A 26266-nucleotide genomic window follows, 5' to 3' on the forward strand; every position below is an offset into this window, starting at 1 on the left:
ATGATGGGGTTTGGTATGCGCTTTCGCGCGGTGGTTGCTGTCGTAGGACTGTTGCTTACGGCACTGGCCGTCGATGCTGTGGCTGAGACAAAGGTCAACAGCGTTCGCCTTTGGCGGGCGCCGGACAATACAAGGCTGGTGTTCGACCTGACTGGCCCGGTGCAGCACAGCGTCTTTACCCTCACGGCCCCGGATCGCCTGGTGATCGACATCAATGGTGCGTCCCTCGGCGCGCCGTTGAACGTGCCCACCTCCAATACACCGATTACCGCGATGCGCTCGGCCCAGCGTACGCCGACCGACCTGCGGGTGGTCATCGACCTGAAAAAAGCCGTGACCCCGAAGAGCTTCACCCTGGCCCCCAACGCCCAGTACGGCAATCGACTGGTGGTGGACCTGTTCGACAACCCGTCCGATGCCGACCCGCCGCCACCGCCGCCGACCAAGGTTGCCACGGTGCCCGCGGTGCCGGTGACCCCGACCGAGCCTGCGCTCAAGCTCCCACCGGCGCCTGCTGGCAAGCGCGACATCATTGTCGTGATCGACGCCGGCCACGGTGGCGAGGACCCGGGCGCCTCAGGTTCGCGTGGGCAGCGTGAAAAAGACGTGGTGCTCTCGATCGCCCGCGAATTGCAGCGCCAGGTCAACGGCATGAAAGGCTTCCGCGCCGAACTGACCCGCACTGGCGATTATTTCATCCCGTTGCGCGGCCGCACGGAAATTGCTCGCAAGAAGGGCGCCGACCTTTTCGTCTCGATCCACGCTGACGCCGCGCCTTCGAAAGCCGCATTCGGGGCCTCGGTGTTTGCCCTGTCCGACCGCGGTGCAACCTCCGAGACCGCCCGTTGGCTGGCCGACAGTGAAAACCGCTCCGACCTGATTGGTGGTGCGGGCAATGTCAGCCTCGACGACAAGGACCGGATGCTCGCGGGTGTGTTGCTTGACTTGTCGATGACCGCTTCGTTGACCTCCAGCCTGAACGTCGGCCAGAAAGTCCTGAGCAATATCGGGCGCGTCACGCCGCTGCACAAGCAGCGCGTCGAGCAGGCCGGGTTCATGGTGCTCAAGTCGCCGGACATCCCGTCGATCCTGGTGGAGACCGGGTTCATCTCCAATGCCAACGAAGCCTCGAAACTGTCGTCTGCGAGCCATCAGCAGGCCCTGGCCCGATCCATCAGCAGCGGCGTGCGGCAGTTCTTCCAGCAGAATCCGCCGCCGGGCACCTACATCGCCTGGCTGCGCGATTCCGGCAAGATCGTCCAGGGTCCACGGGATCACCGGGTCAATCCTGGCGAAACCCTGGCCATGATTGCCGTGCGTTACCAGGTGTCGCCCGCCACCTTGCGCAGCGCCAACAATCTCAAGAGTGACGAGCTCAAGATCGGCCAGACCCTGACCATTCCGGGCAATGAAGTGGCGGCCAAGCAATGAGTGACGACGTGATCGGCAGCACCGCCCGCATCGAACTGCTCAGCCCTCGGCTGGCGAACCAGATCGCCGCCGGCGAGGTGGTCGAACGCCCGGCCTCGGTCATCAAGGAATTGCTGGAAAACAGCCTCGACTCCGGGGCCAAGCGCATCGATGTCGATGTCGAGCAGGGCGGCGTCAAGTTGCTGCGGGTACGCGATGACGGTGGCGGCATTCCTTCCGACGATTTGCCGCTGGCCCTGGCCCGTCACGCCACCAGCAAGATCCGCGACCTCGAAGACCTGGAACGGGTCATGAGCCTGGGGTTTCGTGGCGAGGCCCTGGCCTCCATTAGCTCCGTGTCGCGCCTGACCCTCACCTCTCGCACCCGCGACGCCGAGCAGGCCTGGCAGGTCGAGACCGAAGGCCGCGACATGGCCTCTCGCGTCCAGCCCGCGGCCCATCCGGTTGGCACGTCGGTGGAAGTGCGCGATCTGTTCTTCAACACCCCGGCCCGGCGCAAGTTTCTCAAGGCCGAGAAGACTGAGTTCGACCACCTGCAGGAAGTCATCAAGCGCCTGGCCCTGGCGCGTTTTGACGTGGCGTTCCACCTGCGTCACAACGGCAAGACCATCCTCAGCCTGCACGAGGCCCACGACGATGCGGCCCGCGCCCGACGTGTCGGCGCGGTGTGCGGTGCGGGTTTCCTGGAACAGGCATTGCCTATCGAGGTGGAGCGCAATGGCCTGCACCTGTGGGGCTGGGTTGGGTTGCCGACGTTCTCCCGCAGCCAGGCGGACTTGCAGTATTTCTATGTGAACGGTCGTGCGGTTCGCGACAAACTGGTGGCCCACGCCGTGCGCCAGGCGTACCGCGATGTGTTGTTCAACGGACGGCATCCGACTTTTGTATTGTTTTTCGAGGTCGACCCTTCGGTGGTGGACGTCAATGTCCATCCGACCAAGCACGAAGTGCGTTTCCGTGATGGGCGCATGGTCCATGATTTCCTCTATGGCACCTTGCACCGGGCGCTGGGCGACGTGCGGCCGGAAGATCAACTCGCGGCTCCGGCGGCAGTGGCGGGCATGGTCCGGCCAACGGGGCTGGATGCTGGCGAATTTGGACCTCAGGGCGAAATGCGCCTGGCGGCCAATGCGCTGCTGGAGCAACCCCAGCCACAGCCGAGCTACAACACGGCCGGCAACGGTGCCGGCAGCGGCTATCAGTATCAATACACCCCACGCCCGCAATCGAACGTGCCGGCAGCCGAGGCCCAGGCGGCCTATCGGGAATTCTTCAAGCCATTGCCGGAGAACGGCGCGGCGGCACTTCCCGACGGCCAGGGCGACATCCCGCCGCTGGGTTATGCCCTGGCTCAGCTCAAGGGCATCTATATTCTCTCGGAAAACGCCCAGGGCCTGGTCCTGGTGGACATGCACGCCGCCCACGAGCGGATCATGTACGAGCGCTTGAAAGTCGCCATGGCCAGCGAAGGCCTGAGCGGGCAACCGCTGTTGGTGCCCGAATCCCTGGCGGTCAGCCAGCGCGAAGCCGATTGTGCGGAAGAGCATGTGAGCTGGTTCCAGCGCCTGGGCTTTGAGTTGCAGCGGCTGGGGCCGGAAACCCTGGCGATCCGGCAGATCCCGGCCTTGTTGAAACAGGCCGAGGCCAATCGGCTGGTCAGCGATGTGCTGGCGGACTTGATGGAGTACGGCACCAGTGACCGGATCCAGGCGCACCTGAATGAACTGCTCGGCACCATGGCCTGTCACGGCGCGATCCGTGCCAACCGGCGCCTGGCCCTGCCGGAGATGAACGGCCTGCTGCGGGACATGGAAAACACCGAACGCAGTGGCCAATGCAACCACGGCCGGCCGACCTGGACCCAACTGGGCCTGGACGACCTGGACAAACTGTTCCTGCGCGGTCGTTGATGAACCAGCTCCCTCCTGCGATTTTCCTGATGGGGCCGACGGCCGCCGGCAAGACCGACCTGGCCATTGAACTGACCAAAGTCCTTCCCTGCGAGTTGATCAGCGTCGATTCGGCGCTGGTGTACCGCGGCATGGACATCGGCACCGCCAAGCCGTCAAAAGAATTGCTGGCCGAATTTCCCCATCGCTTGATCGACATCCTGGACCCGGCCGAGGCTTATTCGGCAGCCGATTTTCGCCGTGACGCGCTCCAGGCCATGGCCGAGATCACCGCCCGGGGCAAGATCCCGCTGCTGGTGGGCGGCACCATGCTGTATTACAAGGCCTTGGTCGACGGGCTGGCGGACATGCCGGCGGCCGACCCCGAAGTGCGCGCGCAGATCGAAGAAGAAGCCGCGCGCCTTGGTTGGCAAGCACTTCATGAGCAATTGGCGGTCATCGACCCGCAGTCGGCGGCGCGTATTCACCCCAATGACCCGCAGCGGCTCAGCCGGGCCCTGGAGGTCTATCGGGTCAGCGGCCAGAGCATGACGGCCCTCAGGCAGCGACAATCTGCGCAAAGTACTGAAGCAGCCGCTTCGGGACTGCAACAATTGCCCTATACTGTCGCGAATCTGGCCATCGCTCCGGCGGACCGGCAAGTGCTGCATCGGCGAATTGAACAAAGATTCGCATTAATGTTGGAACAGGGATTCATAGACGAGGTCGTAGCCCTGCGTGAGCGAAGTGACCTGCATGCCGGGTTGCCGTCTATACGTGCGGTAGGTTATCGACAAGTCTGGGACTACCTGGACGGCAAGCTGACGTCAGCCGAGATGCGCGAGCGCGGAATTATCGCCACGCGCCAATTGGCAAAGCGCCAGTTCACCTGGCTGCGCAGCTGGACTGACTTGCATTGGCTCGACAGCCTTGATTGCGACAATCTGCCACGCGCCTTGAAATACCTTGGGACCATCTCCATATTGAGCTGAGTCCTTGCAATTGCCGTCTATCCTTGGGGGTGTGACGGCCCAAGCCATCTGATTCCGATTTTTATAATTGATCCTTAAAGGAGTGCGGCACATGTCAAAAGGGCATTCGCTACAAGACCCTTACTTGAACACTTTACGTAAAGAAAAAGTTGGGGTGTCCATCTATCTGGTCAACGGGATCAAACTGCAAGGCACGATCGAGTCTTTCGACCAGTTCGTCATCCTGCTGAAGAACACCGTCAGCCAAATGGTCTACAAACACGCTATCTCGACAGTGGTGCCGGTTCGTCCAATTCGTCTGCCTAGTGCAACCGAATCCGAAGGCGGTGACGCTGAACCGGGTAACGCTTGATAGGAGCCTCCTTTGTTCTTTGAGCGCCACGGTGGTGGTGAGCGGACTATTCTCGTTCACTTGGAAGGACAGGACCCTGAGGCGCGCGAAGATCCGCAGGAGTTTCAGGAATTGGCAATTTCGGCCGGCGCCGAGACCGTCGCGTTTGTCAACGTGCCGCGTCATCGGCCAACCGCCAAGTTCCTGATCGGCAGTGGCAAGGTCGAGGAGTTGCGCGACCTGGTCAAGGCCGAGCACATCGATCTGGTGATTTTCAATCACATCCTTACGCCCAGTCAGGAGCGCAACCTCGAACGTGTCTTCGAGTGCCGCGTGATCGACCGCACAGGGCTGATTCTCGACATCTTCGCCCAACGCGCACGTACCCATGAAGGCAAGCTCCAGGTCGAACTGGCCCAGCTTGAACACATGAGTACGCGGCTGGTCCGCGGCTGGACTCACCTTGAACGCCAGAAAGGCGGGATCGGCCTTCGTGGTCCGGGTGAAACCCAGCTGGAAACCGACCGGCGCCTGTTGCGGGTTCGCCTGCGCCAGATCAAGGGGCGGCTGGAAAAGGTCCGCAGCCAGCGCGAGCAGTCGCGTCGTGGTCGCAAGCGGGCGGACATCCCGACGGTTTCACTGGTGGGTTATACCAACGCCGGCAAATCGACCTTGTTCAACAACGTCACTCAGTCCGACGTCTACGCCGCCGACCAGTTGTTCGCCACGCTCGACCCGACCCTGCGCCGGCTCGACCTGGCTGACCTCGGGCCGATCGTGCTGGCCGACACCGTGGGCTTCATCCGTCACCTTCCGCATAAACTCGTCGAGGCTTTCCGGGCTACGCTCGAAGAGTCGAGCAACTCCGACCTGCTGCTGCACGTGATCGATGCCGCCGAGCCGGACCGGATGCTGCAGATCGAGCAGGTAATGATCGTGCTGGGCGAGATCGGGGCCCAGGACTTGCCGATCCTCGAGGTATACAACAAACTCGATTTGCTCGAGGGCGTGGAGCCGCAGATCCAGCGCGATGCCGACGGCAAGCCGCAACGGGTCTGGCTGTCAGCTCGTGATGGCAGTGGACTGGACCTGCTCAAGCAGGCCGTGGCGGAGCTGTTGGGCGATGACTTGTTCGTCGGCACCTTGAAGCTGCCCCAGCGTTTTGCCCGGCTGCGTGCCCAATTCTTCGAGTTGGGCGCGGTGCAGAAAGAAGAACATGATGAAGATGGCGTCTGCCTGTTGGCCGTTCGCCTGCCTCGGGCGGAACTGAACCGGTTGGTCAGTCGTGAAGGGCTGCAACCGATGGAATTCATCGAGCAACACACTTTGCAATAAAAGCCTGAGAAAGCTGTGTCAGGCATTCTGTAGCATTGGCCGGCGCGCCGTGGGCGCGTCTTTGCTTTATCAGATGGAGAGCGCTATGGCTTGGAATGAGCCGGGTGGCAACTCGAATAACCAGGATCCCTGGGGCGGCAAGCGTCGTAACAACGGCGACCGCAAGGGACCACCGGATCTCGACGAGGCCTTCCGCAAGCTGCAGGAAAGCCTGAACGGTTTGTTCGGTGGTGGTAAGAAACGCGGTGACGATGGCGGCAGCCGTCCGGGCAAGGGCGGCGGTTTTGGCCTGCTCGGCATCGGTCTTGTCGTGCTCGCGGCTGTCTGGCTGTACAGCGCGGTCTATGTCGTGGACGAGCAGGAGCAGGCCGTGGTGCTGCGCTTCGGCAAGTACTACGAAACCGTAGGCCCGGGCCTGAACATCTACTTCCCGCCGATCGATCAGAAGTACATGGAGAACGTCACGCGTGAGCGTGCCTACACCAAGCAGGGCCAGATGCTGACCGAAGACGAAAACATCGTCGAAGTGCCGCTGACCGTGCAGTACAAGATCACCAACCTGCAGGACTTCGTGCTGAACGTCGACCAGCCGGAAATCAGCCTGCAGCACGCGACCGAAAGTGCCTTGCGCCATGTGGTGGGTTCCACCGCCATGGACCAGGTGCTGACCGAAGGTCGTGAACTGATGGCCAGCGAAATCAAGGAGCGCCTGCAGCGCTTCCTCGACACCTATCGCACCGGTATCACCGTCACCCAGGTCAACGTGCAGAGCGCAGCGGCACCGCGTGAAGTCCAGGAAGCCTTCGATGACGTGATCCGTGCCCGTGAAGACGAGCAGCGTTCGCGCAACCAGGCCGAAACCTATGCCAATGGCGTCGTGCCGGAAGCCCGTGGTCAGGCCCAGCGCATCATCGAGGATGCCAACGGTTATCGCGACGAAGTGGTCTCCCGCGCCAAGGGTGAGGCTGATCGCTTCACCAAACTGGTAGCCGAGTATCGCAAGGCCCCCGAAGTGACCCGCCAGCGTCTGTACCTGGACACCATGCAGGAAGTCTTCAGCAATACCAGCAAGGTCCTCGTGACCGGCAACAAGAACGGCCAGAGCAATCTGCTGTACTTGCCGTTGGACAAGATGGTCGAGAGCGGTCGCAACACCAGCACGCCGCCGACCAGCGCGGCAGCCGCCAGCAATGAAGCCAATGCCCGCGCGGCGGCGGATCTGCAGCAACAGCAAGCACGTACCAGGGAGAGTCGCTGATGAGCAATAAATCGCTGATCGCCCTTATTGTCGGTGTCGTCGTGGCGATCGCTGCCTGGAACTGCTTCTACATCGTGGCTCAGACCGAGCGGGCGGTGTTGCTGCAATTCGGTCGCGTGGTCCAGGCTGATGTCCAGCCGGGGCTGCATGTGAAAGTGCCGTACGTCAACAAGGTGCGCAAGTTCGACGCTCGCCTGATGACGTTGGATGCACCGACGCAACGCTTCCTGACGCTGGAAAAGAAAGCCGTGATGGTGGATGCCTATGCCAAGTGGCGCGTGAAGGATGCCGAGCGCTTCTACACCGCGACCTCGGGCCTCAAGCAGATCGCCGACGAGCGTCTGTCACGTCGCCTGGAGTCGGGCCTGCGGGACCAGTTCGGTAAGCGCACCCTGCACGAAGTGGTGTCTGGTGAGCGTGATGCGCTCATGGCCGACATCACCCGTTCGCTGAATGCGATGGCGGAAAAAGAGCTGGGGATCGAAGTCGTCGATGTCCGGGTCAAGGCCATCGACCTGCCGAAGGAAGTGAACCGCAGCGTGTTCGAGCGGATGAGCACCGAGCGTGAGCGTGAAGCTCGCGAGCACCGCGCCAAGGGTAACGAGCTGGCCGAAGGCATCCGTGCCGACGCCGATCGCCAACGCCGCGTGCTGCTAGCCGAAGCCTATCGTGAATCGGAAGAGGTCCGTGGTGATGGTGATGCCCAGGCCGCTTCGATCTACTCCAAGGCTTATGGTCAGGATCAGGAGTTCTACGCGTTCTACCGTAGCCTGCGTGCCTACCGTGAAAGCTTCGCGAACAAATCCGACGTTCTGGTCCTGGACCCAAGCAGTGACTTCTTCCAGTACCTGGAAAAGTCCAAGCCTTGATGCGACGTTGACCTGAAGCACTCCGCCCGGCGGCTAAAACGTCGGGCGGGGTGATCCTTTCGGAAAACGTGTGTATGATGCGGCAGCCGGGAAATTCCCGGCTTTTTTGCGTCTGCACGTTTGATTGTGGTTACAGGTGCAGGTGTCGGGTTGAACGACTCGACAGGTTTTTCGAGGAAAGTGCTTGGCGAGGCCGATCCAGGGCCATTCGTCACGTCGCCCTTGCGCGTGGTTTGCGGATCTTCGCATGGCGCCGGCATTTTCTGCTTCACTCAAGGCCAGCCTGAAGGCTGGCCGCCCGGACCATAGGGGAATGGCGTAATGGCAACGGTAGACCGCTGGCTGCTGCCAGATGGCATCGAAGAAGTACTGCCACCGGAAGCTGCGCGTATTGAAGTTGCGCGTCGGCAGGTGTTGGATCTGTTCCAGAGCTGGGGTTACGAGTTCGTCGTTACCCCGCATATCGAGTACCTGGAATCCCTGCTGACCGGCGCGGGCCAGGACCTGGACCTGCGCACCTTCAAGGTTATCGATCCTCAGTCGGGTCGGCAGATGGGCTTTCGTGCCGACATCACGCCGCAAGTGGCACGCATCGACGCCCACACCCTGCGCCGCGAAGGTCCCAGCCGGCTGTGCTACGCCGGCAGTGTCCTGCATGCCCAGCCGCGTGCCTTGTCGTCTTCGCGCAGCCCGATCCAGCTGGGCGCCGAGCTGTATGGCGACGCCAGCCCGAGCAGTGACGTAGAAGTCATCAGCCTGATGTTGGCTATGCTGCAACTGGCTGACGTGCCGGATGTCCACATGGACCTGGGGCATGTCGGCATCTACCGTGGCCTGGCCCGTGCGGCCGGTTTGTCCGGCGAAGTGGAACAGCAGTTGTTCGACGCGCTGCAGCGCAAGGCCATCGACGAGGTTGTCAGCCTGACCGAAGGCCTGCCGGCCGAGTTGTCCGGCATGTTGCGTGCGTTGGTGGATCTGTGTGGCGGCCGTGAGGTGTTGGCTGCGGCCCGTGAACGCTTGGCCCATGCGCCGGCGCCGGTGTTGGCGGCACTGGACGATCTGCTGGCGATTGCCGATCGTTTGTCGGTGCGCTTCCCCGAGTTGCCGCTGTATTTCGACCTGGGCGAGTTGCGCGGTTATCACTATCACACCGGCGTGGTGTTCGCCGTGTTCGTGCCGGGTGTTGGCCAGTCCATCGCCCAGGGCGGTCGCTACGACGACATCGGTGCCGACTTTGGTCGCGCCCGTCCGGCGACCGGTTTCTCTACCGATTTGAAAACCCTGGTGACCCTGGGGCGTGCTGAAATCGAGCTACCGTCTGGCGGTATCTGGATGCCTGACAGTACGGATGCGGCACTCTGGCAGATGGTCTGCCAGTTGCGCAGTGAGGGTCAGCGTGTTGTCCAGGCATTGCCTGGGCAGCCTTTGGCCGCCGCCCGTGAAGCGGACTGCGACCGGCAATTGATTCAGCAGAACGGGCTTTGGCAAGTATTGCCGCTGGCTTCTTGAGTTTTCCTGCCGGCCATCAGCCGGCACCAAGTTTGCGCGAATGAGGACAAGTGTTATGGGTAAGAATGTCGTAGTCCTGGGCACCCAGTGGGGTGATGAGGGCAAAGGCAAGATCGTTGATCTGCTGACCGAACATGCTGCCGCCGTAGTGCGCTACCAGGGTGGCCACAACGCAGGTCACACCTTGGTGATCGATGGTGAAAAAACCGTCCTGCACCTGATCCCGTCGGGCGTATTGCGCGAAGGTGTGCAGTGCCTGATCGGCAACGGCGTGGTGGTTGCGCCCGACGCCCTGCTGCGGGAAATCATCAAGCTGGAAGAGAAGGGCGTGCCGGTGCGCGAGCGCCTGCGCATCAGCCCGTCCTGCCCGCTGATCCTGTCCTATCACGTTGCGCTGGACCAGGCCCGTGAAAAGGCGCGTGGCGAACTGAAGATCGGCACCACCGGTCGCGGCATCGGCCCGGCCTACGAAGACAAGGTCGCCCGTCGCGGCCTGCGCATCGGTGACCTGTTCCACCGCGAGCGTTTCGCCGCCAAGCTGGGCGAGTTGCTGGACTACCACAACTTTGTCCTGGTCAACTATTACAAAGAGCCGGCCATCGACTTCCAGAAGACCCTGGACGAGTGCATGGAGTACGCCGAGCTGCTCAAGCCGATGATGCTCGACGTCACCGCCGAGCTGCACGAGCTGCGCCGCGCCGGCAAGGACATCATGTTCGAAGGCGCCCAGGGCTCGTTGCTGGACATCGACCACGGCACCTACCCGTACGTCACCAGCTCCAACACCACCGCGGGCGGCATCGCCACCGGTTCGGGTTTTGGCCCGATGTACCTGGACTACATCCTGGGCATCACCAAGGCCTACACAACCCGCGTCGGCTCGGGTCCGTTCCCGACCGAGCTGTTCGACGATGTCGGTGCCTTCCTGGCCAAGCGCGGCCACGAGTTCGGTGCTACCACCGGTCGTGCTCGTCGTTGCGGCTGGTTCGATGCCGTGATCCTGCGTCGCGCCATCGACGTCAACAGCATCTCGGGCCTGTGCCTGACCAAGCTGGACGTACTGGACGGCCTGGAGACCATCAACATCTGCGTGGGCTACAAGAACCAGGACGGCGCGGTCATCGACGCACCGACCGATGCCGACAGCTACATCGGCCTGGAGCCGGTGTATGAGCAGATGCCAGGCTGGACCGAATCGACCGTAGGCGCCAAGACCTTGGAAGAGCTGCCTGTAGCGGCTCGCAATTACATCAAGCGTGTCGAAGAGTTGGTCGGCGCGCCGATCGACATTATTTCGACGGGGCCGGACCGTAACGAAACCATCGTTCTGCGTCACCCATTCGGCTGATAAGTCGTTGATGTAAAACACAAAGGACCCTCGTTAGGGTCCTTTGTCATTTCTGCCGCCCGTGCGGCACGACACTTGCTTTGCAACTCCATTACCGGCACGTCTATACGAGTGCTATCAAATTAATGGCGTTAGTAGAGGGATTCTCCTGTGTCGGCCGTTCTCTCACTGTTACAAAGCCGTCTGCTGCGGCCGGTGTTCGTTACCCTCGGTATCGCCCTTTTGGTGCAAGTGCTGGTCGCCGTTGCGCTGACCCGAAGCACGGTCACCGCGCTGGAGGCCGATCTAAACGCGCGGCTGGGGGGCGACAGTCAAAAGTTGTCTGGTGAACTGGAGCAGGCCGGGCATGAAGTCACCTCAAGCCTGGACAGCTTGTCGGCCAGCACCCGGCAGCGCCTTACCGCCGGTTTGTCCACGCGATTGAAGGACGAGCAGGCGCAACTGCGCACGACGCTGGAGAAAAGCCTCAAGGAGTCCGCCAATGATATGGCGCAGCTTCTGGCTTCGGTCGCTCCGCGCGCCATGTGGGACAGCGACGTGCCGACCCTTTCTGAATTCGCCCGCCGGGCCCAGCGCAATCCCAACGTGCTGTTTGTCATTTATGACGACGCCGCCGGTGAACACCTTACGCGCTACCTGAACCGGGAGAACCCGATCAACAAGGCCTTGCTGGAAAAGGGCAAGGGCGAGCGCGCGCTGGACAAAGTGCTGGATGCTGCGAAGAACGATCCCTCCGTGTATTACCTCGAAGCTTCGATCAACCCCAACGGCGTGGAAATCGGCAAGGTGTTGATGGGGGTGTCGACGGCCTCCGTTGAGACCGATCTGAGGGCTCTCGACCAACGCTTTGCTGCGTTGATTGCCAGCAGCGACCAACTGGTGGGCGACAGCCTCAAGGGTGCCGCCGCCGACAGCGCCGCCGCCATGCGCGGCCGCTTGGGTTCGGCGCAGGCAACCGCCACGCAAATGCAGACCAACACCGCCGCTACCGTGCAAGAGGCCGCAGGAACCTTGCGCTGGCGTATCGGCCTGGGCCTGGCGTTGGTGGGCTTTGGCGTTCTGGTGTTGCTGGCCGTGGTGCTGGGGCGTCGGGTGGTCAATCGCCTGAAGCTACTGATCGCGGCGATGAACGACCTGGCGGCGGGCGAGGGCGACTTGACCAAGCGCGTGCAAATCAACAGCAAGGACGAGATCGGCGAGATGGCCTCGGCAGTCAACCGCTTTGTGGATAAGTTGCAGCCCATCGTGCGCGAGGCAGGGGATGTGGCCCAGCGGACCGGTCAGGAAATTGGCGCGATGACCTTGCGCAACTCCGGTGCCGATGCGGCGGCCGGCATGCAGCGCGATGAAGTGGCCGAGAGCTTGCGGGCGCTGTCGCAAATGGCCGACGAAGCGCAGTCGGAAAGCCAGGCGATGCAGGCGGCGTTGCAGCAGGTGGTGGAGATTCGCAAGGCGACCGACGAAAACACCCGCACTTCGGCCAAGGTGGGGGGGTTGATCGAGGCGTTGGCCGGTCAGGTCGATACAGGGGCGAAAGTCATCGAGCGGCTGGCGCAGCAGAGCGAGCAGATCGAAGTGGTGCTGACTGTGATTCATGGCATCGCCGAGCAAACCAACCTGCTGGCCTTGAACGCAGCCATCGAGGCGGCGCGGGCCGGCGAAACCGGACGTGGGTTTGCGGTGGTGGCGGATGAGGTGCGGGCGCTGGCGAGCAAGACCCAGAGTTCGACCGGCGACATCCAGGCCCATATCGTCGCCTTGCAACAGGGCGCGCGTGAAGCAGTGGCTGCGATTGGTCAGGCCGGGCGCCAGGCCAGCGAGGGTTTGTTGGTGCTGCGCGACAGCGCGCGGTTGCAGCAGTCGGTGCAGGCCTCCGTCGAGCAAGTCCATGCGGCCATCGGCCTGGCAACCCAGGCAGCCGCGCATCAGGCCCAAGGCGCGCAAGCGGTGCGCAGCCGAGTGGAAACCATTCATGTCCAGGCCGAAAAAGCCGCCCAGGCCGTGGTCGAGACCACGGCCAGCGGTAAGGTGCTGGACAATTTGGCGGCGCAGTTGAAGGCGAGCCTGGGGCAGTTCAGGGCTTGATCGAAAAGCCTGCGCTGGCCTTTCGCAGGCAAGCTCGCCCACAGGGTTGCCTTGTGGAACGAGCTTGCTTGCGATGGCCGCTTCAGCGGCTCAGATACATCCGCGTCGTCAGCAGATAAACCGGCAGCCCCGACACCAGGATCAACAGCGCTGCATAAGGCGCAGCTGCTGCGAACTCCACATTCGACGTATGAGCCCATACGGCTGTTGCCAACGTGTTGAGCCCGGTGGGGCTGAGCAGCAGCGTGGCGGTCAACTCTTTCATCGCATCCAGGAACACCAGCGCGAACGCCGCGCCCAGCGCCGGGAAGATGATCGGCAGCGTCACGCGGCAGAACGCACTGAGCGACGAAGCTCCCAGTGTTCGCGCGGCCTCTTCCAGCTGCGGCGCAGCCTTGTTCAGCGCGGTACGCACCGGCGCTTGGGCCAGCGGCAGGAACAGCAGCGCATAGGCAATCAGCAGCAGACCTGAAGTCTGGTACAGCGCCGGTACATAATGCAGGGCGAAATACACCAGGCTCAGGGCGATCACCAGCCCTGGCAGGGCGTGCAGCAAGTAGGGCAGGCGTTCGGCCCATAGCGCCAGGCGACCCTTATGACGTACCACCAGCAGGCCGACCGGCACCGCGAGTATCAGGCAGAGCGCGGCGCCGCCAAGTGAAAGCGCCAGCGATGACAGCAGCGCCTCGCCGATTTCGCCCGCCGGAAATGCGGCGGAAGTGCCCACCGCCAGCCAGTACGCCAACATCCCCAGCGGAATACCGCTGCCAATGACCGCCAATGCCAGGCAATACAACTGACCGGGTACTGCCCAGTCACCGAGTCGCACTTGCTCGGGCTGTCGCGCCGCGCCCTGTCCGGTGCGCACATGACGGCCCCTGCCGCGCACTCGCAACTCCAGCCACAGCAGGGCCAGGCACAGCGCCAACAACACGGCCGACAGCATGGCGGCATTGGCATTGCTGAATTCCAGCTCGAATTGCTGATAAATCGCTGTGGTAAAGGTTTGCAGGCCGATGATCGACAGCGCGCCGAACTCCACCAGCATGTGCAGGGCAATCAACAATGAGCCGGCCAGCAGCGAAGGCCAGAGCAGCGGCAGGGTGACGCGAAAGAACACGCCCCAGCGATTCTGCCCCAAGGTGCGCGCGGACTCTTCGAGGGAAGGGTCGAGGTTGCGCAGGGTTGCTGCCACGGGAAGAAAGATCAGCGGGTATTTGGACAGGGTCATCACCAGGATTGCCCCGCCCAGCCCTTCGAATTGGGCGCTCAGGGAGACCCAGGTGAAGCTGCTGACAAACGCCGGCACCGCGAACGGCAGGCACAAAATGACGCCCCAGACCCGGCGGCCCCGCAGGTCACTGCGCTCCAGCAGCCAGGCCAGGGACAGGCCGATGATGCCGCAGGCCAGCGTGACGCCGATCATCAGGGCCAGGGTGTTGCGCAGCAAGCCGAACACGTAAGGCCGCCAGAGCAGGTGCAGCGCCTCGGCCCAGCCGGCTTGCCAGGCTTTTACGGTGACGTACAGCAGCGGCAGAGCACTCAGCAGCACCAGCAGCAACACGGGAACCAGCAACCCGATCGACGGGCGCTTGCGCCGCGGAACGTAATTCCCGGCAGTCAGCGAAGGCGTCATCAGTTCAGGCCGACTTCACGTTCCAGCTCCAGTGCTTCTTCGGCGTTGCCGAGGTCGGCCGGGGTGACTTTCGGTGGTTCGAGTTCGTTGAAAGGCTTGAGGCCGCGATCCGACGTCATGCCCTTGTGCAGCGGGTATTCGGCGGACGTCTGGGTGATCACGCGCTGGCCTTCTTCACTGGCCATGTAGGCGAGCAATTGTTGGGCTTCCTTGGGGTGTTTACTGGATTTGAGCGCAGCTGCGCTGGAGACGGTAACCAGGCCGCCGGCATCGCCGCCAGTGAAATAGTGCAGCTTGGAGTCGAGCTGGCCTTTTTCCCGCTGCAGGGCGAACCAGTAGTAATTGTTCACCAGCACGGTCGCCACTTCGCCGTTCTCCACGGCCTTGAGGGCAACCATGTTGTTGCTGTAGACCTTGCCGAACGCGCGCAGCCCGGTGAGCCATTCTTCGGCTGCTTCCTTGCCATGCAATTTGATAATGGCGACGGCTTGTTCCTGGAACGCACCGCTGGTCGGAACGAAGCCGACCTTGCCCTGCCATTGCGGCTGAGCAAAATCGAGGACGGTTTTCGGCAGGTCTTTTTCGTCGATCAGCTTGGGGTTGTAGGCGACCACGCGCACGCGGGCGGTCACGCCCATCCAGGCGCCGTCGCGGGCCACATAGTCCTTGGGCAGTACGTCGAGGGTGGCGTCATCGATCTTCGCCAGCAAGCCTTGCTCGCCGAGTTTGTTCAGCGGAGGCGATTCTTCGGTGTAGATCACATCGGCTGGGGAGCGCTCACCTTCTTCGACCACTTGGCTGGCGAGCTGGTTGCTGCTGCCCTTGCGCACGTTGACATGGATACCGGTCTTGGCTTCGAAGGCCTTGGCCAATTCGTCGCCTACTTCTTTGTGCTGGCCGTTGTAGAGGGTCAGTTCTACCTTGTCGGCGGCTTCGGTGAGGGGCGTGGCGAGGGTCAGGCCGAGCAGGGTGAAGGTCAGGGCGCGGCGCAGGGTGGTTCGAAACATCATTCGCGGGGTTCCTCACTGTCGTGTAGCAAAAACTTGTAACAATGATAAACGATATTGTTTCTCATGTGCGGCTTGGGGAGTCTGGTTTGTCTGGCGGATTGTCAGGGAGGGCTGCGCCCTCCAGCGGGAGCAAGCTCCCTCGCCACGGAGGGGGCGTTAAGCCCGGAAACGCAAAAACCCGCTTTCGCGGGTTTTTGTGAGGTTCAAGGTGTGTAAACCTTGAAGCTTGAATTGGTGCCCAGAAGAAGACTCGAACTTCCACGACCTTGCGGTCACCAGCACCTGAAGCTGGCGTGTCTACCAATTTCACCATCTGGGCAGCATCTTCAGCGTTGCCGCTGTTGATGTGGCGCACTATACGGAGCGCGTTTTGATCTGTAAACCCCTGTTTTTGTTTTGATAATTGCCAAAACGGAAAACCAGTGGGGCGAAACGCAAAAACCCGCTTTCGCGGGTTTTTGAGAGGCTCAAGGCAAGAAACCTTGAAGCTTGAATTGGTGCCCAGAAGAAGACTCGAACTTCCACGACCTTGCGGTCACCAGCACCTGAAGCTGGCGTGTCTACCAATTTCACCATCTGGGCAGTATCGACAACATGTGTATGTCGTCGATGGCGCGCACTATACGGAGCGTGTTTTTAACTGTAAACCCCTGCGAGCAAAAAAACCGTTAAATTTCACCAGTGGTGCGATCCAGGGCTTTAAAGGTCGGTCAAAAGACTTTAGAAAAGGCATCTGACGCTTGAAATTTCCCGTTTCATTACGCCTATGCCAAACTAACCCGCATATAGACAAGGTGAAAACTCTCTAATGGCCGATTGGCAGTCCCTCGATCCCGAGGCCGCTCGTGAAGCGGAAAAATATGAAAACCCTATTCCTAGCCGCGAACTGATCCTGGCGCACCTCGCCGATCGGGGTTCGCCTGCTAGCCGCGAGCAGCTGGTCGAAGAGTTCGGCCTGACCACCGAGGATCAGCTCGAAGCCCTGCGCCGCCGTCTGCGTGCCATGGAGCGCGATGCTCAACTGATCTATACCCGGCGTGGCACCTATGCCCCGGTCGACAAGCTCGATTTGATCCTGGGTCGCATCGCCGGCCACCGTGACGGCTTCGGTTTCCTGATTCCGGACGATGGCAGCGACGATCTGTTCATGAGTCCGGCGCAGATGCGCCTGGTGTTCGATGGTGACCGTGCGCTGGCCCGCGTATCCGGCCTGGACCGTCGTGGGCGCCGCGAAGGCGTGATCGTTGAGGTGGTGTCCCGTGCCCACGAAACGGTCGTCGGCCGCTATTTTGAAGAAGGCGGTATCGGTTTTGTCATTCCGGACAACCCGAAGATCCAGCAGGAAGTCCTGGTCACTCCGGGCCGCAACGCCAACGCTCAGATCGGTCAGTTCGTCGAAGTAAAAATTACCCACTGGCCGACCCCGCGCTTCCAGCCTCAAGGCGATATCGTGGAAGTGGTCGGTAACTACATGGCTCCGGGCATGGAGATCGACGTTGCCCTGCGCACGTACGATATTCCCCACGTCTGGCCTGATGCGGTCCTGAAAGAGGCCGCCAAGCTCAAGCCGGAAGTCGAGGAGAAAGACAAGGAGAAGCGCATCGACCTGCGCCACTTGCCGTTCGTGACGATCGATGGTGAAGACGCACGGGACTTCGACGATGCCGTCTACTGCGAAGCCAGGCCAGGCAAGTTGCGCCTGTTCTCCGGTGGCTGGAAGTTGTACGTCGCGATTGCCGACGTCTCCAGCTACGTGAAGCTCGGCTCGGCGCTGGACGCCGAAGCCCAGGTGCGCGGCAACTCGGTGTACTTCCCCGAGCGCGTGGTGCCGATGCTGCCGGAGCAACTGTCCAATGGGCTGTGCTCGCTGAACCCGCAAGTCGATCGCCTGGCCATGGTTTGCGAGATGACCATCTCCAAGTCCGGCGAGATGACCGACTATTGCTTCTATGAAGCGGTGATCCATTCCCACGCCCGCCTGACCTACAACAAGGTCAGCGCGATGCTGGAAACGCCGAAGCTGGCCGAGTCGCGCAAGCTGCGTGGCGAGTACACCGATGTGGTGCCGCATCTCAAGCAGCTTTATTCGCTGTACAAGGTGTTGCTGGCAGCACGTCATGTGCGGGGCGCGATCGATTTCGAAACCCAGGAAACCCGGATCATCTTCGGCTCCGAGCGCAAGATCGCCGAAATCCGTCCGACCGTTCGCAACGATGCGCACAAGCTGATCGAGGAATGCATGCTGGCGGCCAACGTGGCTACCGCTGAATTCCTGAAAAAGCACGAGATTCCCGCGCTGTACCGGGTCCATGACGGTCCGCCGCCTGAGCGCCTGGAAAAACTGCGAGCGTTCCTCGGTGAGCTGGGTCTGTCCCTGCACAAAGGCAAGGACGGCCCTTCGCCGAAGGATTACCAAGCCTTGCTGGCCAGTATCAAGGATCGCCCGGACTTCCACCTGATCCAGACCGTCATGCTACGTTCGCTGAGCCAAGCGGTGTACAGCGCCGATAACCAGGGCCACTTCGGCCTGAATTACGAAGCCTATACCCACTTCACGTCGCCGATCCGTCGTTACCCCGACCTGCTCACGCACCGGGCGATCCGCAGCGTCATCCATTCGAAGATGGACACGCCGCACGTCAAGCGTGCCGGTGCGATGACCATTCCCAAGGCGCGCATCTATCCGTACGACGAAGCAGCCCTGGAGCAACTCGGCGAGCAGTGCTCGATGAGCGAGCGGCGTGCCGACGAAGCGACTCGCGACGTAGTGAACTGGCTCAAGTGCGAGTACATGAAGGATCGCGTGGGTGAATCGTTCCCAGGCGTGATCACCGCCGTGACCGGTTTTGGCCTGTTCGTCGAACTGACCGATATCTACGTCGAAGGCTTGGTGCACGTCACCGCGTTGCCTGGCGACTACTACCACTTCGACCCTGTGCATCACCGCCTGGCGGGCGAGCGCACTGGCCGTAGCTTCCGTCTTGGCGACACGGTTGAAGTGCGCGTGATGCGCGTCGACCTTGACGAGCGCAAGATCGACTTCGAAATGGCTGAAAAAACCATCAGCGCGCCGATTGGCCGCAAGAAGCGCGGTGCCGAAACCGCGGCGCCTGCGGCCAAGACCGGCGCCGAGCCAGCATCGTCCAAGTCCGGGCGTCGCGGTCCGGCCAAGGAGAAGGCCGCCGAAGCCTATCGCCCGAGCGATGCAGCGGCAAAAAACGCCGAGCTGCGCAAAAGTCGTGAAATGAAGCAGGCGTTGCTGACCGAAGCCAAGAACGGCGGTAAAGCGTCGTCTGGGGGAAAGGCCGCAAGGTCGGCCCCGGACAAGGCGACCAGCAAGCCGGGCAAACATCGTAAAGGCCCGCCGAAAGCAGGCTCGACTCCAGCCAAGAGTGGCGGGGCGCGTAAACCCAAGGCCAAGTCATGAGTCAGTTGGAGAAAATCTACGGCGTGCATGCCGTGGAGGCGCTGTTGCGTCACCACCCCAAGCGGGTCAAGCAGATCTGGTTGGCGGAGGGGCGTAGCGATCCGCGGGTGCAGGCCCTGATTGAATTGGCCGGCGAAAATCGCGTGACGGTCGGTCAGGCTGAGCGTCGTGAGATGGACGCCTGGGTCGAAGGCGTGCACCAGGGCGTCGTGGCTGAAGTCAGCCCGAGCCAGGTCTGGGGCGAAGCGATGCTCGACGAGCTGCTCGACCGAACCGAAGGTGCGCCCCTGTTGCTGGTGCTGGACGGTGTGACCGACCCGCACAACCTCGGTGCCTGCCTGCGTTCGGCGGATGCCGCCGGTGCGCTGGCGGTGATCGTGCCCAAGGACAAGTCGGCGACGTTGACGCCGGTGGTGCGTAAAGTCGCTTGCGGCGCGGCGGAAGTGATTCCATTGGTGGCGGTGACCAACCTGGCGCGCACCCTGGAGAAACTCCAGCAACGCGGCTTGTGGGTCGTGGGCACGGCGGGCGAGGCCGAAGTCAGCATTTATGACCAGGACCTGACGGGCCCGACCATCCTGATCATGGGTGCCGAAGGCAAGGGCATGCGTCGCCTGACTCGCGAGCATTGCGACTATCTGGTGAAGCTGCCGATGGCCGGCAGCGTCAGCAGCCTCAACGTTTCGGTCGCGACCGGTGTCTGCCTGTTCGAGGCCCAGCGCCAGCGTGGCGTCAAGGCTGCCGCTAAAAAGCCCTGAGCCAACGCATGATGAAAATGTGGGAGCAAACTTGCTCCCACATTGTTTTGTGTAGGGCAGGATCGGCGGTTGTTCAAATATTCGCCAATTGCCTTGCGCCGCCTTGAGCCCTTCTCTACAATTGCGCCCCTTGCTGTGATGGCAGGCACTTATGTGTCTAGCGTCCTCAAGTCCATAAGTGTCATTCACTCCTTGTCTGACCGTTTTTGAGCGGCAGGCTACAACCCGTAAGGAGCATTCATGCGTCATTACGAAATCATCTTTTTGGTCCACCCGGATCAAAGCGAGCAAGTCGGCGGCATGGTTGAGCGTTACACCAAGCTGATCGAAGAAGACGGCGGCAAAATCCACCGTCTGGAAGATTGGGGCCGTCGTCAACTGGCCTACGCAATCAACAATGTTCACAAGGCTCACTACGTGATGCTGAACGTTGAGTGCACTGGCAAGGCCCTGGCCGAGCTGGAAGACAACTTCCGCTACAACGATGCAGTGATCCGTAACCTGGTCATCCGTCGCGAAGAAGCCGTCACCGGCCAATCCGAGATGCTCAAGGCTGAAGAAAACCGCAGTGAGCGCCGTGAGCGTCGCGACCGTCCTGAGCACTCTGACAGCGCCGATGGCGATGACAGCGATAGCGACAGCGACAACAGCGATAACGCTGACGAGTAATCCACGGACCTTTTAAGGAGCCAATCACATGGCACGTTTCTTCCGTCGTCGTAAATTCTGCCGCTTCACCGCTGAAGACGTGAAGGAGATCGATTACAAAGATCTCAACACTCTGAAAGCCTACGTATCCGAGACCGGCAAAATCGTTCCAAGCCGCATCACCGGTACCAAAGCTCGTTATCAGCGTCAGCTGGCCACCGCTATCAAGCGCGCCCGCTTCCTGGCCCTGCTGGCCTACACCGACAGCCACGGCCGCTGAGACCGGGCAGTCGACAAGTAGTAAGGGATTGAATGCATGCGCGCCTTAGCTGACTTCATCATGCGGGGACGTGTGCAGGCCACTCTGGTAGTGGCTGGATGTGCGGCATTGCCGTTGTTGTACTGGTTGGGTGCTGCCGCGGGTAGTCTTGTACTCCTGCGGCGCGGATTGAAGGACGCCTTGGGCGTTCTTGCTCTGGGGCTTCTGCCGGCTTTGCTCTGGTGGATGTATTCCGCTGACCCGCGCGCACTCATGGTGCTGCTGGGGTCTTCGGCGCTGGCGTTGGTATTGCGCGCCAGCGAATCCTGGAACCGCGTGCTGCTGGTCAGCATAGCGATAGGCGTGGTGTTTTCAGTGGTGCTCGGGGTGGCTTTCGCACCCCAGATCGAGATGCTGTCGCAGGCTTTGATAAAAATCCTGCCCGAGGCGCTCGGTGATCTCTACCAGAAGATGTCGGTAGAGGAGCAGGCGCGTTTCGCGTCCCTGATCGCCCCCGTCCTGACCGGCCTGATTGCGGCCTTGTTGCAGATCGTCAGTGTGCTGAGCCTGGTTATCGGGCGCTACTGGCAGGCGTTGTTGTACAACCCGGGTGGTTTTGGTCGCGAGTTTCGCGCCATCCGCTTCCCGCTTGGACTGGCGATGTTGCTGCTGGCGGGCATGCTACTGGGACCGAACTTCGGTCCGCAGATGGCCATGCTCACGCCGTTGTGCAGTGTACCGCTGGTGTTCGCCGCACTGGCCCTGATTCACGGGCTGGTGGCGCAAAAGCGACTGGCCAGGTTCTGGCTGGTGGGGTTGTACGTCACGTTGTTGCTGTTCATGCAGCTGATCTATCCGTTGCTGGTGGTCCTGGCCATCGTCGACAGCCTGATTGATTTTCGCGGTCGTATGGCGCCGAAAGACGCCGACAACGCGAACGGTGAAGGTTAAAAGTTAGAGGATTTTCACATGCAACTGATCCTTCTGGAAAAAGTCACCAACCTGGGCAACCTGGGTGACAAAGTAAACGTTAAGGCCGGTTACGGTCGTAACTACCTGCTGCCTTACGGCAAAGCCACCGCTGCGACCGCTGCCAACCTGGCTGCGTTCGAAGAGCGTCGCGCCGAGCTGGAAAAAGCTGCCGCAGACCGTAAAACCTCGGCTGAAAGCCGTGCTGCCCAACTGGCCGAGCTGGAAGTGACCATCACTGCCACCGCGGGCGACGAAGGCAAGCTGTTCGGTTCGATCGGTACTCACGACATCGCTGACGCACTGACCGCCTCCGGCGTTGAAGTTGCGAAAAGCGAAGTTCGTTTGCCGAACGGCACCATCCGCAACGTAGGCGAATTCGACGTAGCCGTGCACCTGCACGCCGAAGTTGAAGCCACCGTACGCGTTGTCGTGGTAGCAGCTTAAGCAAAACCTGTCGGCTGGTACCCTCGGGTGCTTGCCGGTAACATCGGGCACGATCCTGTTTACAGGTCGTGCCCTTTGTCTTTCTGCAATTCCTGATTTTCATAACCAGACGTGGCCATGAACGAAATCACCGCCCCCGAGCAATACGATCTGCAAACCGCTGCCCTGAAGGTGCCTCCGCATTCCATCGAGGCCGAACAGGCCGTGCTCGGTGGCCTGATGCTGGACAACAACGCCTGGGAACGCGTGCTCGATCAAGTCTCCGACGGCGATTTCTATCGGCATGACCACCGGCTGATTTTCCGCGCGATCGCCAAGTTGGCCGATCAGAACATGCCGATCGACGTCGTGACCCTGGCCGAGCAATTGGACAAGGAAGGTCAGACATCCCAGGTCGGCGGCCTCGGTTACCTCGGCGAACTGGCGAAAAACACGCCGTCGGTCGCCAACATCAAGGCCTACGCCCAGATTGTGCGCGAGCGGGCGACCTTGCGCCAGTTGATCGGCATCAGCACTGAGATTGCCGACAGTGCGTTCAACCCGGAAGGTCGCACCGCCGCTGAGATTCTCGACGAAGCCGAGCGGCAGATCTTCCAGATCGCCGAGGCCCGGCCGAAAACCGGCGGCCCGGTGAGCGTCAACGACCTGCTGACCAAGGCCATCGACCGCATCGACACCTTGTTCAACACCGACAACGCCATCACCGGCCTGTCCACCGGCTATACCGACCTCGACGAGAAGACCAGCGGCCTGCAGCCGTCCGACCTGATCATCGTCGCCGGCCGTCCATCCATGGGTAAGACCACCTTTGCGATGAACCTGGTGGAAAACGCCGTGCTACGCAGCGAAAAGGCGGTGTTGGTGTACTCCCTCGAGATGCCAGGCGAATCGCTGATCATGCGTATGCTCTCGTCCCTCGGGCGTATCGACCAGACCAAGGTCCGTTCCGGCCAGCTGGAAGACGACGATTGGCCGCGCCTCACCTCGGCGGTCAACCTGCTCAACGACCGCAAGCTGTTCATCGACGATACGGCCGGTATCAGCCCGTCGGAAATGCGCGCGCGAACCCGTCGCCTGGTGCGCGAGCACGGTGAAGTCGGGCTAATCATGATCGACTACCTGCAGTTGATGCAGATCCCCGGTTCCAGCGGTGACAACCGGACCAACGAGATTTCCGAAATCTCCCGTTCCCTCAAGGCCCTGGCCAAGGAATTCAACTGCCCGGTGGTGGCACTGTCCCAGTTGAACCGTTCCCTGGAACAGCGCCCCAACAAGCGTCCGGTGAACTCGGACTTGCGGGAATCCGGAGCGATCGAGCAGGACGCCGACGTCATCATGTTCGTTTACCGTGACGAGGTGTATCACCCGGAAACGGAGCACAAGGGCATCGCCGAAATCATCATCGGCAAGCAGCGGAACGGCCCGATCGGGTTTATCCGCCTGGCGTTTATTGGCAAATACACGCGCTTCGAAAACCTGGCGCCGGGTAGCTACAATTTTGACGACGACGAATAACCTGTTCGCTTAAACCGCCTTTGTGGCGAGGTAGCTTGCTCCCGCTGGGCTGCGCAGCAGACCCCTGGCCGCTGCGCAGCCGGATGGGAGCAAGCTCCTTCGCCACAGTTGGTTAATTTTTGTGCTATATTCCGCGCCCGCGATTTTTCATCTTTTATACCGGTCATCGACATGCAAGCAGCCAAGCCGTTATTTGACTATCCCAAGTACTGGGCCGAATGTTTCGGCCCGGCGCCGTTCCTGCCCATGAGCAGGGAGGAGATGGATCAGCTCGGCTGGGATTCGTGCGACATCATCATCGTGACCGGTGATGCCTACGTCGATCACCCGTCGTTCGGCATGGCTATCATCGGCCGTTTGCTGGAAGCCCAGGGCTTTCGCGTCGGGATCATTGCCCAGCCGAACTGGCAGTCCAAAGACGACTTCATGAAGCTCGGCGAGCCCAACCTGTTCTTCGGTGTCGCGGCCGGCAACATGGACTCGATGATCAACCGCTACACCGCCGACAAGAAGATCCGCTCCGATGACGCCTACACCCCGGGCGGATTGGCAGGCAAGCGTCCGGACCGTGCGAGCCTGGTCTATAGCCAGCGCTGCAAGGAAGCCTACAAGCACGTGCCGATCGTACTCGGCGGCATCGAAGCGTCGCTGCGCCGCATCGCCCACTACGATTACTGGCAGGACCGGGTGCGCAACTCGATCCTGATCGACGCTTGCGCCGACATCCTGCTCTACGGCAACGCCGAGCGGGCGATTGTCGAAGTCGCCCAGCGGCTGTCCTATGGTCACAAGATCGAAGACATTACCGATGTGCGCGGCACCGCGTTCATCCGTCGTGACACACCGCAAGGCTGGTACGAAGTCGATTCCACGCGCATCGACCGTCCGGGCAAGATCGACAAGATCATCAACCCGTACGTCAACACCCAAGATACCCAAGCCTGCGCCATCGAGCAGGAGAAGGGGCCGGTCGAGGACCCGAGCGAAGCCAAGGTCGTGCAGATCCTGGCGAGCCCGAAGATGACCCGCGACAAGACCGTGATCCGCCTGCCGTCGGTGGAAAAGGTCCGTGGCGACGCGGTGCTCTACGCCCACGCCAACCGTGTGTTGCACCTGGAGACCAACCCGGGCAACGCCCGCGCCCTGGTGCAGAAGCACGGCGAGGTCGACGTCTGGTTCAACCCGCCGCCCATTCCGATGACCACTGAAGAAATGGACTACGTGTTTGGCATGCCTTACGCGCGCGTCCCGCATCCGGCGTACGGCAAGGAAAAAATCCCCGCCTACGACATGATCCGTTTCTCGGTGAACATCATGCGCGGCTGCTTTGGTGGCTGCACCTTCTGCTCGATCACCGAGCATGAAGGTCGAATCATCCAGAACCGTTCCGAAGAGTCGATCATTCGCGAGATCGAAGAGATCCGCGACAAGGTCCCGGGCTTTACCGGGGTCATCTCTGACCTCGGCGGTCCGACCGCGAACATGTACCGCATCGCCTGCAAGAGCCCGGAAATCGAATCCGCGTGCCGCAAGCCGTCCTGCGTGTTCCCTGGCATCTGCCCGAACCTGAACACCGATCACTCTTCGCTGATCCAGCTGTACCGCAGCGCCCGGGCATTGCCTGGCGTGAAGAAAATCCTGATTGCCTCCGGCCTGCGTTACGACCTGGCGGTCGAGTCGCCGGAATACGTCAAGGAGCTGGTGACCCACCACGTCGGCGGCTACTTGAAAATCGCGCCGGAGCATACCGAGGAAGGTCCGCTCAACCAGATGATGAAGCCGGGCATCGGCAGCTATGACAAATTCAAGCGGATGTTCGAGAAGTACTCCAAGGAAGCCGGGAAAGAGCAGTACCTGATTCCGTACTTCATCGCGGCTCACCCGGGCACCACCGACGAAGACATGATGAACCTGGCGCTGTGGCTCAAGGGCAATGGCTTCCGGGCCGACCAGGTGCAGGCGTTCTATCCGTCGCCGATGGCCACGGCCACCGCCATGTACCACTCGGGCAAGAACCCGCTGCGCAAGGTCACCTACAAGAGTGATGCGGTGACTATCGTCAAGAGCGAGGAGCAACGCCGCCTGCATAAGGCCTTCTTGCGTTATCACGACCCGAAAGGCTGGCCGATGCTGCGCGAGGCATTGACCCGCATGGGCCGCGCCGACCTGATCGGGCCGGGCAAGAACCAGTTGATCCCGCTGCACCAGCCGGCGACCGACAGCTACCAGAGCGCTCGTCGCAAGAACTCGACGCCAGCCGGCAGCCACAAGGTAGCCAAGGAAACCACCAAGATCCTGACCCAGCACACCGGTTTGCCACCGCGCGCGAGCGACGGCGGCAATCCTTGGGACAAGCGCGAACAAGCCAAGGCCGCCGCGTTTGCCCGCAACCAGCAGGCCGCCAAGGAGCGCAAGGACGCGGCGAAGGGCAAAGGACCCAAGCCCGCACGCAAGCCCGTCGTGCCGCGCTGATCGCTAAAGCTACAACGCAAAACGCCAGCCTTAAGTGCTGGCGTTTTGCTTTCTAGCGAGGGTGCTGGCCGTTTGTTA

The 26266-nt window shown here is 61.4% G+C and carries 20 protein-coding genes and 2 tRNA genes; 18 read left to right on the forward strand and 4 right to left on the reverse strand.

Annotated features, from left to right (window positions below):
* The 10 genes from HU762_RS15455 to HU762_RS15500 all read left to right on the forward strand — a co-directional run bounded on the left by HU762_RS15455 (position 1) and on the right by HU762_RS15500 (position 13047).
* Positions 1–1431: an N-acetylmuramoyl-L-alanine amidase gene (locus tag HU762_RS15455; RefSeq protein WP_186638485.1), complete on the forward strand. Its 1431-nt coding sequence runs from the start codon at positions 1–3 to the stop codon at positions 1429–1431.
* Complete coding sequence (gene mutL / locus HU762_RS15460; RefSeq protein WP_186638486.1) at positions 1428–3341, forward strand: DNA mismatch repair endonuclease MutL; 1914 nt, start codon at positions 1428–1430, stop codon at positions 3339–3341. The genes HU762_RS15455 and mutL overlap by 4 nt, the downstream gene beginning before the upstream one ends.
* Positions 3341–4312, forward strand: coding sequence for a tRNA (adenosine(37)-N6)-dimethylallyltransferase MiaA (miaA, locus tag HU762_RS15465; protein WP_186638487.1), 972 nt, complete (start codon positions 3341–3343; stop codon positions 4310–4312). The genes mutL and miaA overlap by 1 nt, the downstream gene beginning before the upstream one ends.
* Before the next feature lie 91 nt (positions 4313–4403).
* Positions 4404–4664 carry an RNA chaperone Hfq gene (gene hfq / locus HU762_RS15470; protein ID WP_003186419.1) on the forward strand — a complete coding sequence of 87 codons (261 nt, stop codon included), beginning with the start codon at positions 4404–4406 and terminating at the stop codon, positions 4662–4664.
* A gap of 12 nt (positions 4665–4676) precedes the next feature.
* Positions 4677–5978 carry a ribosome rescue GTPase HflX gene (hflX, locus tag HU762_RS15475; protein ID WP_186638495.1) on the forward strand — a complete coding sequence of 434 codons (1302 nt, stop codon included), beginning with the start codon at positions 4677–4679 and terminating at the stop codon, positions 5976–5978.
* 85 nt (positions 5979–6063) lie between these two features.
* Positions 6064–7236: an FtsH protease activity modulator HflK gene (gene hflK, locus HU762_RS15480; protein ID WP_186638497.1), complete on the forward strand. Its 1173-nt coding sequence runs from the start codon at positions 6064–6066 to the stop codon at positions 7234–7236.
* Positions 7236–8105 carry a protease modulator HflC gene (hflC, locus tag HU762_RS15485; protein WP_186638499.1) on the forward strand — a complete coding sequence of 290 codons (870 nt, stop codon included), beginning with the start codon at positions 7236–7238 and terminating at the stop codon, positions 8103–8105. Before hflK ends, hflC begins: the two co-directional genes overlap by 1 nt.
* Positions 8106–8426: 321 nt before the next feature.
* A complete protein-coding gene (locus HU762_RS15490) occupies positions 8427–9614 on the forward strand; it encodes an ATP phosphoribosyltransferase regulatory subunit (RefSeq protein ID WP_186638501.1) in 1188 nt (395 codons plus the stop codon).
* 55 nt (positions 9615–9669) lie between these two features.
* Positions 9670–10962, forward strand: coding sequence for an adenylosuccinate synthase (locus HU762_RS15495; protein WP_039592540.1), 1293 nt, complete (start codon positions 9670–9672; stop codon positions 10960–10962).
* A gap of 150 nt (positions 10963–11112) precedes the next feature.
* On the forward strand, positions 11113–13047 hold the full coding sequence (locus tag HU762_RS15500; protein WP_186638503.1) for a methyl-accepting chemotaxis protein: 1935 nt from the start codon (positions 11113–11115) through the stop codon (positions 13045–13047).
* An 82-nt stretch (positions 13048–13129) separates the two neighbouring features.
* Here HU762_RS15500 and HU762_RS15505 read toward each other — a convergent pair whose 3' ends face one another.
* The 4 genes from HU762_RS15505 to HU762_RS15520 form a co-directional block, all read right to left on the reverse strand.
* Positions 13130–14683 (reverse strand): iron ABC transporter permease, encoded by a 1554-nt coding sequence (locus HU762_RS15505; RefSeq protein ID WP_186638505.1) that lies wholly within the window; start codon positions 14681–14683, stop codon positions 13130–13132.
* On the reverse strand, positions 14683–15693 hold the full coding sequence (locus HU762_RS15510; protein ID WP_186638507.1) for an extracellular solute-binding protein: 1011 nt from the start codon (positions 15691–15693) through the stop codon (positions 14683–14685). The genes HU762_RS15505 and HU762_RS15510 overlap by 1 nt, the downstream gene beginning before the upstream one ends.
* Before the next feature lie 232 nt (positions 15694–15925).
* Positions 15926–16012, reverse strand: a tRNA-Leu gene (locus HU762_RS15515).
* 176 nt (positions 16013–16188) lie between these two features.
* Positions 16189–16275 (reverse strand) — tRNA-Leu (locus HU762_RS15520).
* Between the two features lie 226 nt (positions 16276–16501).
* Between HU762_RS15520 and rnr the strand changes: the two genes are divergently transcribed.
* The 8 genes from rnr to HU762_RS15560 all read left to right on the forward strand — a co-directional run bounded on the left by rnr (position 16502) and on the right by HU762_RS15560 (position 26188).
* The gene (gene rnr, locus HU762_RS15525; RefSeq protein WP_186638508.1) at positions 16502–19120 is read left to right on the forward strand and encodes a ribonuclease R; all 2619 of its coding nucleotides are present in this window, start codon (positions 16502–16504) and stop codon (positions 19118–19120) included.
* On the forward strand, positions 19117–19878 hold the full coding sequence (rlmB, locus tag HU762_RS15530) for a 23S rRNA (guanosine(2251)-2'-O)-methyltransferase RlmB (protein WP_186638509.1): 762 nt from the start codon (positions 19117–19119) through the stop codon (positions 19876–19878). Before rnr ends, rlmB begins: the two co-directional genes overlap by 4 nt.
* A 240-nt stretch (positions 19879–20118) precedes the next feature.
* Positions 20119–20547, forward strand: coding sequence for a 30S ribosomal protein S6 (rpsF, locus tag HU762_RS15535; protein ID WP_003186395.1), 429 nt, complete (start codon positions 20119–20121; stop codon positions 20545–20547).
* A gap of 28 nt (positions 20548–20575) precedes the next feature.
* Positions 20576–20806: a 30S ribosomal protein S18 gene (gene rpsR, locus HU762_RS15540; protein ID WP_002551829.1), complete on the forward strand. Its 231-nt coding sequence runs from the start codon at positions 20576–20578 to the stop codon at positions 20804–20806.
* Positions 20807–20842: 36 nt separating this feature from the next.
* Positions 20843–21736: a hypothetical protein gene (locus HU762_RS15545; protein ID WP_186610740.1), complete on the forward strand. Its 894-nt coding sequence runs from the start codon at positions 20843–20845 to the stop codon at positions 21734–21736.
* A gap of 18 nt (positions 21737–21754) precedes the next feature.
* Positions 21755–22201, forward strand: coding sequence for a 50S ribosomal protein L9 (rplI, locus tag HU762_RS15550; RefSeq protein ID WP_003197251.1), 447 nt, complete (start codon positions 21755–21757; stop codon positions 22199–22201).
* 117 nt (positions 22202–22318) lie between these two features.
* Positions 22319–23716 (forward strand): replicative DNA helicase, encoded by a 1398-nt coding sequence (gene dnaB / locus HU762_RS15555; RefSeq protein WP_014336312.1) that lies wholly within the window; start codon positions 22319–22321, stop codon positions 23714–23716.
* 171 nt (positions 23717–23887) lie between these two features.
* Entirely contained in the window at positions 23888–26188 is a 2301-nt protein-coding gene (locus tag HU762_RS15560; protein WP_186638510.1) for a YgiQ family radical SAM protein, read from the forward strand.
* The last annotated feature ends 78 nt before the right edge of the window (positions 26189–26266 follow it).

The sequence above is a fragment of the Pseudomonas sp. SWRI92 genome (assembly GCF_014268685.1).
Classification (GTDB): domain Bacteria; phylum Pseudomonadota; class Gammaproteobacteria; order Pseudomonadales; family Pseudomonadaceae; genus Aquipseudomonas; species Aquipseudomonas marvdashtae.